At 40.1% G+C, this 17,020-nt stretch carries 17 protein-coding genes and 1 tRNA gene; 5 read left to right on the top strand and 13 right to left on the bottom strand.

Going from position 1 to position 17,020, the window contains the following annotated elements; all coding sequences use genetic code 11:
* Positions 1 to 2 precede the first annotated feature (2 nt).
* A tRNA-Arg gene (locus PGP85_RS19095) sits at positions 3 to 74 on the top strand.
* A 231-nt stretch (positions 75 to 305) separates the two neighbouring features.
* Here PGP85_RS19095 and PGP85_RS19090 read toward each other — a convergent pair.
* The 3 genes from PGP85_RS19090 to PGP85_RS19080 all read right to left on the bottom strand — a co-directional run bounded on the left by PGP85_RS19090 (position 306) and on the right by PGP85_RS19080 (position 2,795).
* Complete coding sequence (locus PGP85_RS19090; RefSeq protein ID WP_270328882.1) at positions 306 to 1,565, bottom strand: cytochrome P450; 1,260 nt, start codon at positions 1,563 to 1,565, stop codon at positions 306 to 308.
* 110 nt (positions 1,566 to 1,675) lie between these two features.
* On the bottom strand, positions 1,676 to 2,287 hold the full coding sequence (gene rpoE / locus PGP85_RS19085; RefSeq protein ID WP_010739553.1) for a DNA-directed RNA polymerase subunit delta: 612 nt from the start codon (positions 2,285 to 2,287) through the stop codon (positions 1,676 to 1,678).
* 73 nt (positions 2,288 to 2,360) lie between these two features.
* Positions 2,361 to 2,795 carry a DUF1934 domain-containing protein gene (locus PGP85_RS19080; RefSeq protein WP_178982702.1) on the bottom strand — a complete coding sequence of 145 codons (435 nt, stop codon included), beginning with the start codon at positions 2,793 to 2,795 and terminating at the stop codon, positions 2,361 to 2,363.
* Positions 2,796 to 2,938: 143 nt separating this feature from the next.
* Here PGP85_RS19080 and PGP85_RS19075 point away from each other — a divergent pair, with 143 nt between their 5' ends.
* Together PGP85_RS19075 and PGP85_RS19070 are read left to right on the top strand one after the other, a co-directional pair.
* Positions 2,939 to 3,748: a lipoate--protein ligase family protein gene (locus PGP85_RS19075; RefSeq protein WP_270328881.1), complete on the top strand. Its 810-nt coding sequence runs from the start codon at positions 2,939 to 2,941 to the stop codon at positions 3,746 to 3,748.
* Positions 3,738 to 5,087 (top strand): HD domain-containing protein, encoded by a 1,350-nt coding sequence (locus PGP85_RS19070; RefSeq protein ID WP_010739556.1) that lies wholly within the window; start codon positions 3,738 to 3,740, stop codon positions 5,085 to 5,087. Before PGP85_RS19075 ends, PGP85_RS19070 begins: the two co-directional genes overlap by 11 nt.
* Before the next feature lie 21 nt (positions 5,088 to 5,108).
* Here PGP85_RS19070 and PGP85_RS19065 read toward each other — a convergent pair whose 3' ends face one another.
* Positions 5,109 to 5,552, bottom strand: a complete 444-nt coding sequence (locus PGP85_RS19065) for an NUDIX hydrolase (RefSeq protein WP_010739557.1) — start codon at positions 5,550 to 5,552, stop codon at positions 5,109 to 5,111.
* Between the two features lie 137 nt (positions 5,553 to 5,689).
* Between PGP85_RS19065 and gloA the strand changes: the two genes are divergently transcribed.
* A complete protein-coding gene (gloA, locus tag PGP85_RS19060; RefSeq protein WP_010739558.1) occupies positions 5,690 to 6,058 on the top strand; it encodes a lactoylglutathione lyase in 369 nt (122 codons plus the stop codon).
* A gap of 34 nt (positions 6,059 to 6,092) precedes the next feature.
* On the opposite strand, the gene PGP85_RS19055 is transcribed toward gloA, so the two are convergent.
* Positions 6,093 to 7,049: a helix-turn-helix transcriptional regulator gene (locus tag PGP85_RS19055; RefSeq protein WP_010739559.1), complete on the bottom strand. Its 957-nt coding sequence runs from the start codon at positions 7,047 to 7,049 to the stop codon at positions 6,093 to 6,095.
* Positions 7,050 to 7,213: 164 nt separating this feature from the next.
* Here PGP85_RS19055 and PGP85_RS19050 point away from each other — a divergent pair, with 164 nt between their 5' ends.
* Entirely contained in the window at positions 7,214 to 9,220 is a 2,007-nt protein-coding gene (locus PGP85_RS19050) for an oxidoreductase (RefSeq protein WP_270328880.1), read from the top strand.
* A 47-nt stretch (positions 9,221 to 9,267) separates the two neighbouring features.
* Here PGP85_RS19050 and PGP85_RS19045 read toward each other — a convergent pair whose 3' ends face one another.
* The 8 genes from PGP85_RS19045 to PGP85_RS19010 all read right to left on the bottom strand — a co-directional run bounded on the left by PGP85_RS19045 (position 9,268) and on the right by PGP85_RS19010 (position 17,011).
* Positions 9,268 to 10,626 (bottom strand): TrkH family potassium uptake protein, encoded by a 1,359-nt coding sequence (locus tag PGP85_RS19045; protein ID WP_270328879.1) that lies wholly within the window; start codon positions 10,624 to 10,626, stop codon positions 9,268 to 9,270.
* A 33-nt stretch (positions 10,627 to 10,659) separates the two neighbouring features.
* Complete coding sequence (locus tag PGP85_RS19040; RefSeq protein ID WP_010739562.1) at positions 10,660 to 11,292, bottom strand: V-type ATP synthase subunit D; 633 nt, start codon at positions 11,290 to 11,292, stop codon at positions 10,660 to 10,662.
* A gap of 4 nt (positions 11,293 to 11,296) precedes the next feature.
* Entirely contained in the window at positions 11,297 to 12,673 is a 1,377-nt protein-coding gene (locus tag PGP85_RS19035) for a V-type ATP synthase subunit B (protein WP_010739563.1), read from the bottom strand.
* Positions 12,666 to 14,447 carry a V-type ATP synthase subunit A gene (locus PGP85_RS19030; RefSeq protein ID WP_010739564.1) on the bottom strand — a complete coding sequence of 594 codons (1,782 nt, stop codon included), beginning with the start codon at positions 14,445 to 14,447 and terminating at the stop codon, positions 12,666 to 12,668. The genes PGP85_RS19035 and PGP85_RS19030 overlap by 8 nt, the downstream gene beginning before the upstream one ends.
* A gap of 13 nt (positions 14,448 to 14,460) precedes the next feature.
* Entirely contained in the window at positions 14,461 to 14,772 is a 312-nt protein-coding gene (locus PGP85_RS19025) for a V-type ATP synthase subunit F (RefSeq protein ID WP_010739565.1), read from the bottom strand.
* A complete protein-coding gene (locus PGP85_RS19020; RefSeq protein WP_010739566.1) occupies positions 14,762 to 15,757 on the bottom strand; it encodes a V-type ATPase subunit in 996 nt (331 codons plus the stop codon). Before PGP85_RS19020 ends, PGP85_RS19025 begins: the two co-directional genes overlap by 11 nt.
* A 187-nt stretch (positions 15,758 to 15,944) precedes the next feature.
* Complete coding sequence (locus PGP85_RS19015; protein ID WP_270328878.1) at positions 15,945 to 16,529, bottom strand: hypothetical protein; 585 nt, start codon at positions 16,527 to 16,529, stop codon at positions 15,945 to 15,947.
* A gap of 11 nt (positions 16,530 to 16,540) precedes the next feature.
* A complete protein-coding gene (locus PGP85_RS19010; RefSeq protein ID WP_010739568.1) occupies positions 16,541 to 17,011 on the bottom strand; it encodes a V-type ATP synthase subunit K in 471 nt (156 codons plus the stop codon).
* Between the last annotated feature and the right edge of the window lie 9 nt (positions 17,012 to 17,020).

The raw sequence follows: 17,020 nt of genomic DNA, 5'->3' as shown, positions 1-17,020 counted from the left end.
TCGCGCCCTTAGTGTAGTGGATATCACGTAAGATTCCGGTTCTTGAGACGGGGGTTCGATTCCCTCAGGGCGCATATTTTTTTACGACACTTCTCTTTTTTTGAGAAGTGTTTTTTTGTTAACTTGAAAAAGTATCAAATAAATTTGATCCCTATGAGGTTCATTATACTTTTTTAAAGGACACTTATCAATTTTGATTCAATCGTGAAGAACGATATAACTCAATAATAATAACTATTAACCTCTCTAAATTGGACTTATGTCCCGCTTAGAGAGGTTAATTGATTTGATAAAGTTACTATTAATTATTTTTTGTAGAGTACAGCCTTGTCCTTTGGAAATGTTGGAAATTGATTCATTGGAATCGCCCAATCTTGTTCAGGAATTGAAAACTCATACTTATTAACTAATTGATCAGAAAAAACACGTAAGGTGTGCAACGTGATCCATTCACCAGCACAGCGATGCATTGCTTTAAACTTTCCACCGCCTTGGGCGATCATTTCATATTCTTCATCATAAGAAATATGTTTTTCCTTACCTATAAAACGAGTGATTCGGAAAATTTCTGGTGATTCGATCGTTCGTTCATCGTGATTGGTTCCATATAGATCTAAAACTACCCAGCTATCTTTAGGGATCATATAACCATCAATTTCCACATCTTGTTTTGCAAAGGCCGGCAACATTGGGAAGAATGGATAATAACGGCGCATTTCTTGGATAAATGAATCCTGCAGCTTATCAAACTCTGCGCGCAGCCGTTGATAAATATCGGGACGGCTGAATAAAGCATGTCCCATTAAAGCAATCCAAACAGTCAATGCAACAGTCGGACGAATCACATTCAGTAATTCAACTGCGGCAACATCAATTGGAAGCAGTTCGCCTTGATCGTCTGTTGCATTGGCAAAAGCGTAAAGAGCAACATCCTCTTTGCCGGCAACCGGATTTGTTCGAGCATCTTCGATCAGCTTTTGGGCCCATTTTTCTGATTTCTTGCGATTTTCGATTCCTTTAATGTGTGTCGCAGGATTTGTTACGGCTGAACTGATCATAGAGATTTGGTATTCGGCTACGCGGTCGATCTCCGCTCGGGTCATTTTGGATAGATCAATGCCTGCCCATTCACAAATCGAACGGAACAAAACATCTTTAGCCAAATCGAATAATTCGAACTCGCCTTGTTGCTGATTCAGTTTATGCGACAAGTTATTATCCAAAATACGATGATACTCTTCCATCCTTTTTGGAGTCATCAGATCCATAAAAATAGTTTTTCTATATTCATGTGCTTTGCCATCCAAGGTTTGAACACCATCTTCTCCAAACAATGTTTTCAAAACGATTTTCGGCATGGCACCCTCTCGTTTAAAATTTCTCGGATCATAAAATTTCTTGGCCGCCTCTTCTCCATAAACGGCAATTACCTCTTTGTTTAACAAATGTGCTTTTACTACTGATGCATCCGCCTCTTTGCGTAATTCGGAAAGCAATAGATAACCTTCATCCAAGCGTTCCGTAACATCGGTTAATTTAATTTTTATTTCTGGTACTTTTTCCATAGTAATCCCCTTTCTATTTATCTGTTAAATTTATACTATCGTGTTTTTTGAAAAAGAACAAAATGAAGTGCTTGTGAAAAAAAGCAAAAAAAAAAATAGATCCAATTGATCTATTTTTCTTCTTCTTCGTCATCATCATCAAATTCATCGTCGTCATCATCGATCACGCTTAGATCATCTTCGATTCCGCCTGGGACATCTTCCTCATCGTCCTCATTGGCATCAGCACCGATCTCTTGTAAGTCAGAGTTGTATGCTGCGATTTCGTCATCATCATCGTCGTCATCGTCGTCGATTTCATCTTCTTCATCGTCAGCTAACAAGTCTGTATCTTCAGGATCATCGTCGTTATAGTCGATTGCATCGTCATCACCATTAATGAAGGCATTAACTTTCTTGCGTTTCTTACGACGCGGTTTGTCTTCTTCATCATCTTCTAAGCCATGGTTCACTTCTTCATCGATTGAATCAATCGCGTACCATGAACGTAATCCCCAGCGATTATCGCCTAGAGAAATAAAACTTCCATCAATATTCAAATCGGTATAAAATTGTGCTAATGCATCACGAATCTCACTGTCTGATTTGCCAAGATAGTTTTGGATTTGATTGACTAAATCCGAAAAATCCATTACCTCTGCGCGTTCTTCCAGAATTGCGTGTGCCACTTCAATCATTGACAATTCATCTTTGTTAAAACCATCAAAAATACTAAGTTCCAAGTATGACACGTCCTTTCAAAGTCTACTCCTTATCATACAAAATCAAAGGCCAAAAAGCAAACCTTTCTTGTCCTTAGGTAGTAAATTCTAAGACCATCTGATAATCGCCGACTTTTTCGTCTTTCATATGTAAGGAATAATCGATCGTAATGATACCTGAAAATGGGCGGTCTTTTAAACTAATATGCATATTTTTCGCATAGGTGGTAATAATGAACATGCCAAACGGTGTCTTATAGCTCGTTTCCATCTTCTCACGATAAGCAAAACGCATTCGCATACGCGCCTCACCTGAACGAATCAATTGAACTTGAGAATCAGATGTAACCTTTACGGTAACCGGTACCTCTTGACCATCAGGTTGAATTTCTTTGTAGCGAATGTACAGCGTATCTCCCATCTTGATTACCTGACCTGGGAGATCAAATACGAAGTCTTCTGTCTCATTATTTTGAGTGACCTTCGTTTGAACGTTAATTTTTGCGGGAATGCCTTCTTTTATATCCACAGAACTTCCACTCCTTCCATTATTTATTTTTATCGGTTTTATTTTTTTTGTCAACTACTTCTGCTTTTTGAGCGACTTAATTACTTACTTTCCGTTTTTTTGTTTATAATAGGAAAGAAAACAAGGAACGAGAGGAAGATTCGATGAAAAAATCAATGCTTTTTGATCAAGGCCAGCTACCGGATAATGATTTGTACAATCCCTTTGCTTTGACGGATGTATTGACAGAATTCAGCGGCGAACAAGATCAGCCAATCATTCATTTTTGGCAGTTGCCGAAGACATTGATTTTGGGAATGAAAGATAGCCGTGTCACCTATTTTGGTGATGCGCTAAAAACAGTTCAAAAAGAAGATTATCGTCTGCTTTTACGTAACGCTGGTGGTTTAGGTGTAATCAGCGATGCTGGCGTTTTAAATATTTCTCTGATTCTCCCTAAACAAACGATTTCTGCGTTGTCGATTGATGACGGCTATCAAGCCATGGTGGATTGGCTGGAGCAAACTCGTTTTGGTAAAATGGGGCTCGAAGTCGGAGAAGTTGCCGATTCCTATTGTCCAGGAAAATATGACCTTTCGATCAATGGGAAAAAAATTGCCGGTATTGCTCAACGACGTGTTAAAGACGGCGTGGCAATTATGATGTATCTTAGCGTCAATGGTGATCAAAATTTACGTGGAAAGATCGTTCGTGCTTATTATCAAAGCGGGCTGCGAGATCAATTTGGCGTCGATTATCCGCCTGTCAATCCGGCTAGTATGACAACGTTGGATGCTGTCACTTCATTTGATGTATCAATCGATTCCGTCAAAAAAAAGTTATTACAAGTAATGCCGCATAATGATCAGACAGCCTTTCTATCAAACTTCTACCAACTAGAAGAATATCAACAACGTATCAAAAACATGCAGCAACGCAACTCGATTATTCAGGAGGTACTCAATGACCTATAAATATCAAATGCTACCGCTGGAAAAAGTTTTTCGCGATCCAGTTCATAATTATATCCATGTTCAACATCAGGTGATTTTGGATCTGATTAATTCAAAAGAAGTTCAACGTTTGCGCCGAATCAAACAACTCGGTACTACTTCATATACCTTTCATGGAGCAGAACATAGCCGTTTTTCTCATTCACTGGGTGTTTATGATATTACTCGCCGAATCTGTGATATTTTTCAACGGAATTACTCACAAGAAAAATACGGAAAAGACGGTTGGGATGACTCACATCGCTTAGTCGCTTTATGTGCTGCTTTATTGCATGATGTTGGTCACGGTCCTTATTCACATACATTTGAGCATATTTTCCACACGGATCACGAAGCTTTGACTGTGGCAATCATCACTTCACCGGAAACTGAGGTCTTTCAAATTCTCAACAATGTTGAAGAAGGATTTCCTGAAAAAGTCGCTAGTGTCATCACAAAAACTTATGAAAATCCGCAGGTTGTCCAAATGATCTCCAGCCAAATCGATGCTGACCGAATGGATTACTTGTTACGCGACGCCTATTATACTGGTACCGAATACGGCACTTTTGATTTAACACGTATCCTGCGGGTCATTCGTCCTTATGAAGGTGGAATTGCTTTTTCCATGAACGGAATGCACGCCGTAGAAGATTACATCGTTAGCCGCTATCAAATGTATGTCCAAGTTTATTTCCACCAGGTTTCTCGTGCAATGGAAGTACTATTGGAGCATTTATTGGATCGTGCCCATGAACTGTATCAAGAGAATGCAGACATTTTTACCCTGCATTCACAATTTTTGATTCCTTTTTTAAATGAGGACTTTTCATTGGAGGATTATTTAAAATTGGATGACGGTGTACTAAACACCTATTTCGCTCAGTGGATTGAGGAAAAGGATTTGATCCTAAGTGATTTAGCTTACCGCTTTTTAAATCGAAAACCTTTAAAATCCATCACAGTCGATTCTAGTGAGAATCCGCTGTTGATTGAATTGAAATCATTAGTTGAAAAAGCAGGTTTTAATCCACGTTACTATACAGCAATCAATTCTAGCTACGATTTGCCGTATGATCTTTATCATCCAGAGAAAGGCAGTCACCGAACACAAATCGAGCTGATGCAAAAAGATGGTTCATTGATTGAACTATCGAAAGCCAGCCAATTAGTCTCTGCCCTGACTGGTCAAGGACAAGGTGATGTTCGCTTTTACTATCCTAAGGAAATGACGCAACAGGATAGCAAAAATTCGGATCTTTTCGATGATTATTATCAGGCTTTCGCTAAACATATTCACAACGGCGCTCTCGTTGAATAAATAAAAAAACTTTCTGAGCGATCAGAAAGTTTTTTTATTTAGCCATTCTTCTACTGCCCATTTATGACTGCCGCGTTTCAATAATTCAATTGCCTTGGTTGGTGATTCCCAGCTGCTGCTGTTTCCCTCTTCCAACGGTGCAGATATTTTTTTCCAGCTTTTCGTAGAATAAAAATAGCCTGGATTGTAAAAGAAAGTTGCTCGATGACGTGAATAGAAGTATTCATCTGCTTGTCCTAAATAATCTGACAAGACTACTTCAAAGCCTAATTCTTCAAGCATTTCGCGCTCTATCGCCTCTTCTTTCGTTTCATTCCCTTCGATTTCTCCACCAGGTAAAAAGAATGCGCCATTAGGAGCTTGTACAAGTGCAATTTTTCCTTCTTCATTCATTAAAATTGCGTAAGCTGCATAACGTGCTTGATAATTATTTTCGGCCTCTTTTACGCCAAACACTGGGATCATTGGTGCCCTCCTGCAAAATGTATTTACTAGTTAGTTTACATTAAAAAAAACTCATAAACAACCGTTGAGCATAATTGCTGGCAAATTCATGATTTATGTTATGATATTTTTATCAGTTAATAGGAGGATACTAATTTATGAAAATGGCACACACTTGCGTTCGCGTAAAAGATCTAGCGGCATCAGTAAAATTTTATCAGGAAGCATTCGGTTTTGAAGAATCACGTCGTCGTGATTTTCCAGATTCAAAATTTACTTTAGTCTACTTAACTTTACCCGGTGATGATTATGAGTTGGAATTAACTTACAACTATGATCATGCTGCTTATGATTTAGGTGATGGCTACGGGCATATCGCGATTCGTTCAGAAGATATTGAAAAACTTCATGAGGATCAAAAAGCAAAAGGGTTCAATGTTACAGATATGAAGGGCCTGCCAGGCACTGATCCTTCGTACTATTTCATCACTGATCCAGATGGTTATAAAATCGAAGTGATTCGCTAAAAAAGAGTCAGCCCAATCGTGGGCTGACTCCTTTTTATTTCTTTAATGGGCAGGAGATTCGCTGTATGCTCTCGCCGCATAAGCTGCTTCGATACTCTTTCATATAGATTGATGGCGTTCGACCGAATTTTATTTTAAATTTCCGGCAGAAATATGACGTATCGCAAAATGCCCATTTTAACGCTATTTCTGTAACTGTTAAATGACTATTTACTAAATCTTGAGCCGCATGGCGTAATCGTTCATTGGTAAGATACTTGCTGAAGGTCAATCCTTGCTCCTCAAACAATTTTTGAATGCTTCGTTGAGAAAGATTAAATTCAGTGGCGACTAAGGATAAATTCAGTGTTTCGTTGGACAGATGGTGGCTGATATAATCTTGAATTTGAGCAAATACCTTTGTATTATGCCGATTAGGAAACTTGTCTTCACTTTGAATTAACCATTGACAAAGCACCTCTAAATAATTGTCAATAATCAGTACACGATCGTCTTCTGAAAGTCCGCTCAATTGTTCTTCAATCGAAAACGTGTAATCAAACATAATCTTGCCTAATCCCTGGCGGCAATTTAATTTCATACAGAAATCTTCCATGTTGGGAAGTTTCGCTGCCAACATTTTATATGGAAATAATAAATTGATCCCTTCAACACGAGATAAGCGCTGATACCCACCCTTGCCTGATAAATCAAAAAACAAACATTCGTCCTTATCCAGGAAAATACTTTGGTAGTTAAAAGAATGACATTCTTGCCCGGAACGAATAAATCTTAACCCAAAATATTTTTGATCACGACGTTCATTTGTAAAGAAACCGGTGGACTCCTCATGATCGCTAAACGTCATGACTAAATCATTTACAACATGAATTCTAGAATAGTGCATAGCAACTTCTTCTTCAGAAAAAAGCGAATAACTAAAATTGACGTGATCTAAGTTCTCAATATACTCTTGCGGATCGGTGAATTCTAACGATAATGACTTTCTCATCTAGAAACCTCCAAATCATTCGTAAAAACAACAAAGAGTCTGCGTAATTATTCAATTCAGCAACCAAGAAAATACTTAGAATAAGATTATAGGCATTGGTCAATATCCTTTTGTGATTAGTGTAACAAATAGACGCAGGCTTATCAATCAATGAAGGGAGAAACATGATGAAGCAAAAGTACAAACCATTATTTGAACCATTCAACATTGGTCATGTCGAGATTAAGAACAAATTCTGTATGGCACCTATGGGAACTTTAGCACAGACGGATGAAACCAATAGCTACACACCCGACGCAGTTGATTACTTTGAAGAGCGGGCTCGCGGCGGTGTAGGCTTAATTATAACTGGTGCCAATTGGGTAGAAAGTGCGATCGAAAAGCACAATGATGCCTTTTTCCCAAGTCCCGTGACAAATGAAAGTGTCTATGAAAAAATCGGTAAAGAAATCACGGATAAAGTTCATCCCTATGGTACTAAAATTTTTATGCAACTAACGGCTGGTCTAGGAAGGAGCGCCCTTCCGACAGCATTAAAGGATACGGATTTTGTTGCCCCTTCAAAAGTCATGAACCGCTGGATTGATGAAGAATGCAGAGCATTAACAACGGAAGAAGTCGAAGCAATCGTTAGTGGATTTGCAGAATCGGCTCACATCGCTCAAAAAGTCGGCTTCGATGGTGTTGAAATCCATGCCATGCATGAAGGATACTTATTGGATTGCTTTACCATGACTTTGTTCAATCAGCGAGAAGATAAATACGGCGGTGATCTGCGCGGCCGTTTGACCTTTCCAATCGAAATCTTAAAGGCTATTAAACAGCGTTGCGGCAAGGATTTTCCGGTCATTTTACGTTTCAGCATCAAGAGTTACATTAAACAGTTAAGACAAGGGGCCGTTCCCGGTGAAGAATTTACAGAATTAGGTCGCGATGTTGAAGAATCATTGGAGGCTGCAAAAATCTTACAAGAAGCTGGTTATGATGGTTTCGATGCTGACGCAGGAACCTACGATGCCTGGTATTGGGCACATCCGCCTATGTATTTTGAAAAGGGCATGTACTTGCCGCTTTCAGAGCAATTAAAAAAGGTAACCAATGTGCCCGTCATTGTTGCAGGTCGGATGGAAAATCCTGACATGGCAGTTGAGGCTTTGCAAAATGGAAAAATCGATGCTGTAGGAATTGGCCGGCAATTGTTGACTGACCCTGAGTACGTCAACAAAGTAATGATTGACGATTTGGCAGACATTCGTCCCTGCTTAGGTTGTCATGACGGCTGCTTTGGTCGATTACTCGAAGGAGGCCGCGGTTCCTGTGCAGTAAACCCGCAATGTGGTCGAGAAAACTTTGTCAGAATCGAACCAGCGGTCAAACAGAAAAATATTCTGGTCGTTGGTGGCGGCCCGGCAGGCCTGGAGGCGGCCAGAGTAAGTGCTCTTCGCGGTCATCAAGTCACTCTATTCGAAGCAAGAGAGAGTGTTGGTGGCTCTTTGTTGGTAGGAGGAATCCCTGCCTTTAAGCATGATGATTTAGATTTAGTTGAATGGTACAAACATCAAATGCAGAAACTGAATGTCGACGTACATTTAAATGAGGAAGCAACAAAAGAAAAAATTCGTGATTTGAAACCTGACGCGATTTTTGTAGCCGAAGGTTCGACACCGATTCAACTAAAACTTTCTGGCAGTGAAAATAAACCCGTTCATTTGGCGGATGAGGTTTTGAAGAATCAAGTTTCTCTAGGTCAGCAATGCACCATCATTGGCGGTGGCTTGGTTGGTTGTGAATTAGCTCTGCATTTAGCATTACAAGGCAAAAAAATATCTATCGTTGAAGCCTTACCTGACATTCTTAAATCAGGCAGCCCACTACCTCCTATGAACGAATGGATGTTACGAGATCTATTAGCTTTCCATAATGTAGAGATTCTTACAAATACACAGGCGAAAGAAATTACTTCAGATGGTCTTAAAATCACTGTAGGCGAAAATGAACAAACGATCGCCGCTGATAATATCATTATTGCTGTCGGTTATCGTGCAAAAGGTACGCTTTTTGAAGAGCTGCGTTATGAATCCCCTTATGTCTATCGGCTAGGCGATAGTGCCAAAGTGCGAAATATTCGAGCAGCTATTTGGGATGGCTTTGAGGTTGCGCGAACAATTTAAATAAAAATGGCGCTCATTGGAATTTTTCCAACGAGCGCCTATTTAGTTTATCCGATCATGACACTTTCTTCAGGAAGTTTATAGTGACCACTATTCCCTTTGGTCAAACGCATCGTTAGCGAGAATCCAACAGTCAGGATACCAACTCTGCCAATATACATTAAGCCAATGATCAATAGTTTTCCCATAATACTCAAACTTGGAGTCAATCCCATCGTCAGCCCGACAGTACCAAAGGCTGAGAATGTCTCAAATAAAAGGTATTCTATTCCACGAAAACGCGGCAAGATCTCAGTTACAGACATTAACATCGTCACACCAATACATAAACTCAACGTAATAAAGAACAAAGTGAGCGCCCGAGATACTACCGATGGACGAATCGTCCGCCGAAAAGCCTCAGCATGTTCTCTTCCCTTCAACATAGAAATTGTTTGGACTAGTAAAACACCAAATGTGGTCGTTTTTAGTCCACCAGCAGTCGAGCCCGGCGTTCCGCCAATAAACATTAACACAATCGTAAAAAGAATCCCGGCTTGACTAACATTTCCGTAATCAACAGAAAAATATCCAGCCGTTCGAGCCGTCACTGACATAAAAAGCATGTTTGCAAAACGATCAAGTGGCGACGAGCCAGCTACAATATAACGCCCGCCAGACTCGGATACATAAAAGACAAGCGTCCCGATAACCAATAAGCTAAGAGAGACGGTCAGGGCCAGCTTACTATGCAAACTCAGTTTTCTCGTCTTTTTATAATTCATCAGATCCTGCCAAACAATAAAACCTAACCCTCCGGCAATAATCAGACTTGAAATTACCAACAGTACATAGGCATTGTCTTGAAAGCCCACCAGGCTATCACCGAACAAATCAAAACCAGCATTACAAAAAGCCGAGATCGAATGGAAAATCGAATACCAAAGACCTTTTACAACACCGTAAGTCGGTATAAAATCAAAAGCCAGCAGAACTGCTCCCAATAATTGAAAACCTAGTGCAAAACGAAAAATATAATACATGAGCCGCATAACACCTGACAAACTATCCAGATTCAAAGACTCCTGCAAAATAATGCGTGTCAGCAGTCCTACCTTTTTCTTCATAATTGCAAAAAATATAAACGGCATCATCATAAATCCCAGCCCGCCGACTTCGATCAAAACTAAAATAATCAACTGTCCACCTATGTTCCAGTGCTCACTTGTTGTCAATGTCGTTAAGCCTGTTACACAAGTCGCCGACGTTGCCGTAAATAATGCATCGATAAATGGAGTTCCCTCACCAGTTCGTGTAAACACAGGCAAAGTAAGCAGCAAACCTCCCAGCAAAATAATTCCGCCAAAACCTAACGCGATAAATTGAATTGGATAAATTCTAAACGGCCAGCGTTTCTTTTTAGTCATCTTTTCCTACCTTCAAAAAAAGGCACTACTTTCTCAAGTAGTACCCATATTTTTAACTTTAATCATGCGTGTTACTTCCGCACGTTCATTTTCTTCCAGCTTCATTTGGATGAAGTAAATCGTCTCTTCCAGCTGCGGAATCGTCATATATTCCAACGCGTTAACCCGACGCCGTGTCTTTTCGATTTCTTTTGCCATCAGCTGACAGGTCTTTTCGATCTCAGTTAGTTCCAAAAGTTTTGGCAAAACTTTGGTAAACTTTTGAATACTTTGATCTAGTTCGTCATTAGAATTTAGAAAGCCATATTCCAACGGTCCATCAGCTAAATCTTTTCCATGTTGAAAATTCATGACAGGTACTTTCACACTCATGACGTCCTTTTCAATCACATCAAGTGTTACTCGTTCTTTAGGAACAGCTAATAATTCCTCAATATACTTATCATTTAAGAGCGCATCCGCCACCGAGAAATTCTTCATCGCCTGCTGCAATTCTTCCTCTACCTCGGCGCGCATCACATTATTCTTTTTTACTAACAAAATGAAACGACGCATTAACTCATCTTGCTTATCTTTTAATAGCTTGTGTCCCCTACTTGCAGTTGTTAATTGTTTTTTTAGACGAGTTAGTTCCATCCGCGTAGGGTTCACATTTAATTTCACCATAGGATCAAACTCCCTCTGTTAAATATTCATCCAACATATCATCTTTAATCCGTTTTAATTCAGTCCGCGGCAGCATCGCTAAGAGCTCCCAACCGAGATCTAAGGTTTCTTCGATAGAACGATTTTCATAAAATCCTTGATTGACATATTCTTCTTCAAATCGCTCCGCGAATTGTGCATAAATTTTATCAACATCGGATAACGCAGAATCGCCTAACACCACTGCTAATTCTTTGGCCTGTTTTCCTTGTGCATAAGCCGCAAACAATTGATTCATCGTTGGCGCATGGTCTTTTCGAGTCTTCCCTTCACCAGTCCCTTTATCTTTTAAACGGGATAACGAAGGCAAAACATCGATTGGCGGCTGAATGCCGTTTTTATCTAATTCTCGAGATAAAATAATCTGCCCTTCCGTAATATAACCTGTCAAATCGGGAATTGGATGAGTCTTATCATCCTCGGGCATCGTAAGAATCGGAATCTGTGTTACCGAACCTTTCAAGCCGCGGATTCGACCTGCACGCTCATATAAAGTTGCCAAATTGGTGTATAGATAGCCGGGATATCCTCGACGTCCAGGCACTTCACGACGAGCTGCCGATATTTCACGTAAAGCTTCACAATAGTTCGTCATGTCTGTCATAATGACCAGCACGTGCATACCTTTTTCATAAGCCAAATATTCAGCCGCTGTCAAAGCCATTCGAGGTGTTGCAATCCGTTCAATCGCTGGATCATTCGCCAAATTCATAAAGACAACAGAACGATCGATCGCACCTGTCTGGCGGAAGTCTTCCATGAAGAACTCTGCTTCTTCAAAGGTAATCCCGATTCCAGCAAAAACTACTGCGAAATCATCATCCTTGTTTAGCACTGTCGCTTGACGAGCAATCTGTGCCGCCAACTCTTTATGTGGCAAGCCAAAACCTGAGAACACTGGTAATTTTTGTCCCCGAACCAAAGTATTTAAATGATCAATCGCGGAAATACCCGTTTGAATAAACTCATCCGGATAATCTCGAGAAACAGGATTGATTACTTCCCCGTTAATATCAACATTTTTTTCTGCCAAGATTTCTGGACCACCATCTTTAGGACGACCAAGCCCATCAAATACACGACCAACCATATCTTCAGAAACGCCAAGTTCTAAAGGATGTCCGAGAAAACGAGCAGTCGATTCTTTTAAATTGATCCCGCTGGTTCCTTCAAAAATCTGAACCAGCGCTTTGTCTTCATGCACTTCTAATACTTGACCACGACGAAGTTCGCCGTTGTTCAAACGAATCTCAAGCAGTTCCTCATATTTGATTCCTTCAACTTTATCGATCGCCATCAAAGGGCCGACCACTTCATTGATCGTACGATATTCCTTAATCATCGGTCATCCCTCCTTCAGCAATAATCAATTGGATCTGTGCAACAATATCTGCATTGATTTGATCTAATTTTTCTAATTGTGTTTCCGGTATATACTTGCTGCGAGCGATTTGGTCACGTAAGGCAACCGTTCCATCCATGATTTCTTTCAAGTACGTACCTAACTCTAATGCTCTTTGACCTTCAGTATTGAAAGTCAAAATATTTTGCATCATCTTAAATTGTTTTTCTCTTGAGCTGAACGTATCAACATCATCAAATGCATTTTGTTGTAGATAGTCCTCTCGCATTGATTTAGAAACCTCTAGCGTAAGACGATCCTTTTCTGATAAAGAATCAATCCCTACTAAACGCACAATTTCATTAAGCTCAGATTCCTTTTGCAGCATACGCATACCTTCTGCGACCATTTTTGACCAGTCCGCCTGCAAGTCATTATCTAAATACTTGCCGACCTCCGAAGAATACAACGAATAGCTTTGTAACCAGTCAATCGAAGGGAAATGGCGTTGTTGTGCCAAAGTGGCACTCAATCCCCAGAATACTTTTACTACACGCAGTGTATTTTGTGTAACGGGTTCGGAATTGTCTCCTCCAGAAGGTGAAACCGCACTGATAGCCGTGATTGATCCTTCTCTGCGATCACTTCCTAAGGCAATGACCCGACCAGCACGTTCATAGTACTCTGCCAAACGGCTTCCAAGATATGCTGGATAACCTTCATCTCCAGGCATTTCTTCCAAACGTCCGCTCATTTCCCGTAGTGCTTCCGCCCAACGCGAAGTTGAGTCAGCCATGATAGCGATGTTATATCCCATATCGCGGAAATATTCTGCAATCGTGATCCCCGTATAAATCGACGCTTCACGAGCTGCTACCGGCATATTTGATGTATTGGCAATTAAAATTGTCCGATTCATTAATGATTCGCCTGTTTTCGGATCAATTAGTTCTGGAAATTCATTCAGAACATCCGTCATTTCGTTGCCGCGTTCTCCACAACCAACGTAGACAACTAAGTCAACATCGGCCCATTTAGCAATTTGATGCTGAACAACGGTTTTTCCAGCCCCGAACGGCCCCGGTACTGCGGCGGCTCCACCCTTTACTACTGGGAAAAAGGTATCAATTACCCGCTGTCCAGTAATCATTGGAGCTTCTGGATTCAGTTTTTCTGACACTGGACGTCCTCGACGAACAGGCCATTTTTGTAACATCGAAAATTCTTGAGGACCGCTTGATGTCTCAATCACATATACGGGCTCATCGATCGTAAATTCACCTGATGAGATTTTTCTTAATGTGCCCCTAATCCCATTTGGTACCATGATTTTATGTGTAATGATCTTTGTTTCTTGAACAGTACCAACTACATCGCCTGCTGATACAGCAGTGCCTTCTTCGATAGCCGCTTCGAACCACCATTTCTTTTCATGATCTAAAGCAGGTATTTGTACCCCGCGACTCAAAAAATTGCTATTGGTTTGTTCTTTGAATGTATTTAACGGACGTTGGATACCATCAAACATTTGAGAGACGATTCCCGGTCCTAATTCTACGGAAAGTGCTTCTCCGGTTGTTTTTACTGGTTCGCCTGGTCCAATTCCCGCAGTTTCTTCATATACTTGAATGGATGCTACGTCACCACGCATTTCAATGATTTCGCCGATAACCCCAAGGTCACCTACATAACAAATATCTTGAATGGCTGCTTGCTCCATTTTTTCTGCCAGCACTAGTGGACCAGAAACTTTTATTATTCTACCTTCTTGCAAGTCATTAGCTCCTTTATAAAATATTCTGTCCGACCGCTCGTTCGACTTGTCCTTGGATCATGGACTTGCCGATCCCTAATGTTCCCTCATGATTAGGAATCAGCACAATCGCCGGAATCATCTTTTCTTCATAGCGTTTGATAGTGTCGGGAACAAGCTGAGCAAACTCTTCAGTAATATAAATGATGCCGTACTCATTCTTCGCCATCTCATCAATTTGTTGCCGAATGATTTGTTTATCCTTTGTTATTCGAGTATCGAAGTCAAAAAGTTTAAATGGTAAGACTGAGTCTTTATCACCAATCGCACCGATTTTATGTGCCATAAGTCTCACGCATCCTCTCTTTTATTTGTTCCTCCGACAAGCCGACTCTCTTACCTGTGATAATTAACCGTAGATTCTTTATTTCAATGGCCTTCGCATTTAACAAAGCCAATACTGGTAACGGTCCGAACGCCTGTGTTTGAGCCGTTTCGTAAAAGCTAGTCAAATAATCATCACAAAGACGTTCTAACTGGCTCAAATTAATTACATTATTTTGAATAATTGTTTCCATCATTTCACCGTACGAGGTCATTTTCAAGTAATTCGTAAATTGCTCAAGGTCGCCCTCTACACAATCCAGCAGCTCTTCTTTAAGAATGCTGCCATGACTAGACAACGCCGTCGACATGAAATTTCGACTTCTCTTTTGCTTGATTCCTCGTGCTACCATTAAAATATTTGTAAAATCGATAAAGCTGACGACTTCTTTGGTCAACTCTGATTCATCAATCGAATCCGCAATTTTCCGTTGGCTGTACAAGTACTTCCGATCCAAGATAATATCAATTCCTTGTAAACTGTTGGATTCTTCAAAATGTTCACGAACTTCTTGGATACTTTCAAGTAAAAAACTTGGTAATCCACTTGCCTGGCCCGTTCGAATGGCCGTTTTGATTTGTTCTAATGAATAAAAACCATCGTAAATGAAGAGCTCATCAAAATTTTGGTCTAATAACTCAGCTTTAATCAGGGCTTTAAGATTATGGAAAGTAAAACGCATTGTGTAGATCCAGACCACCTTCGGATCAGGAACGATCTCTACTAACTCCTTCAGTAAATCCTCTTGCGCATGACCTAAAGCCTCTTCAAAACTCTCAGAAAACTCCTCTGTCAAATACTCGCCATAAATTGTGCCTCTAAACAAAGTTTCAACATCTGCCAAATCTTCAGCCTTCAGCATTCGTTCCAGTAGATCGGGCGTTAACAGTTCCAATTCTTTCAAACGAACCAGCGGATTCAATTCATGATAACTAGATTGTTTCATTCAATGCCTCCTAATTCGTAGTTAATAGGCTAATTTTTCAATAAAATAGTTTGATTCTTACTGTGTTTATCGTTTCGTTAGATATCTCTTGGCTAAAAGACTTTTCTGTCCTTAAATGACAAGAAAAGCAGGATTGACATTCCAATCCGCATTATTCTATTAGCAACAGACTATTTCCAATTAAAATTTACTCAAAAAGTGTTTGAGCGACTTGGAAACTATCTCTTTGCTGAATTTCTCTCACCAAGCTTTGATAAAGAAAGTTATACTGTACGCCATCTTTGTCCAAAACGAAGCCAGCTTGATCAGCAACAGAATTTTTTCCCATAACTAGTCGATAAGCAAGCCGTTGATTCTGCTCAATCAGCCATTCATCAGTAAATATCGACTTTGACTTTTCTCCAGAAATAAAAACTAACTCACCTTGCAGGTCCATTTTCGCCAATGCATTATGAGCAAACTTTTGTTGCTCTTTCACAGACCAACTTTCCATCTGAGCTACCGCTTCAACAAAAACACGCTCTAGAATAGCTTGCTTTTGATTTAAGAGCATCTGTTTTTGGGCAACATGTTGTCGATTAGTCGCCTGCTTATAGTTATTCTCTAAATTCTGTAAATTTTTCTCCAAACGCTTTTGGTGTTCAGCATCTATTTCCACTATTTCTGCTTGGAATTCTTGGTCAATTCGTGCCGTTTCTTTTTCTTTTAGCTGATGCTGCTCCAGATCGGCTTGCTGGTTTAACTGCTCGACTATCTTTTCGATTGCTTCCATCAAAAAACTCCTTACACTTGTCCTACTAACAAGAATGAGATAACGAAACCTAAGATTGCATAAGTTTCAACCATGGCAGCATAAATGATTCCCTTTGTTGAATGCTCTGGTTTTTTCGCCAAAATTTGAATACCGGCCGCTGCTACTTTACCTTGGGCAATCCCTGAAAACAATCCTGTAAAGGCAATTGGTAATGAAGCTCCCAAGTAACCCAATCCTTGAACTACAGTCAAATCATTAGTCAGATTAGTGAAGATCAAGAATGCAATAACGAAACCATACAACCCTTGTGTACCTGGTAATAACTGCAAAATCAAAGCCTGACCAAATTTTTCAGGTTGACTTGTCGTCAGTGCGGCCGCTGCCTCACCAGTCATACCTACACCTTTTGAGGAACCAATCCCAGAAAAAATAGTTGCTGTTGCCATTCCCAAAATCGCAAAAATAATACCACCGCTATTGTTAATCAAATACTCCATCATTGTCTAAAA

Origin of the sequence: Enterococcus malodoratus, from assembly GCF_027659535.1 — a bacterium.
Classification (GTDB): domain Bacteria; phylum Bacillota; class Bacilli; order Lactobacillales; family Enterococcaceae; genus Enterococcus_A; species Enterococcus_A malodoratus.
Note: the sequence above shows the minus strand (reverse complement) of the source record. Positions and strands in the feature narration are given on the sequence as shown.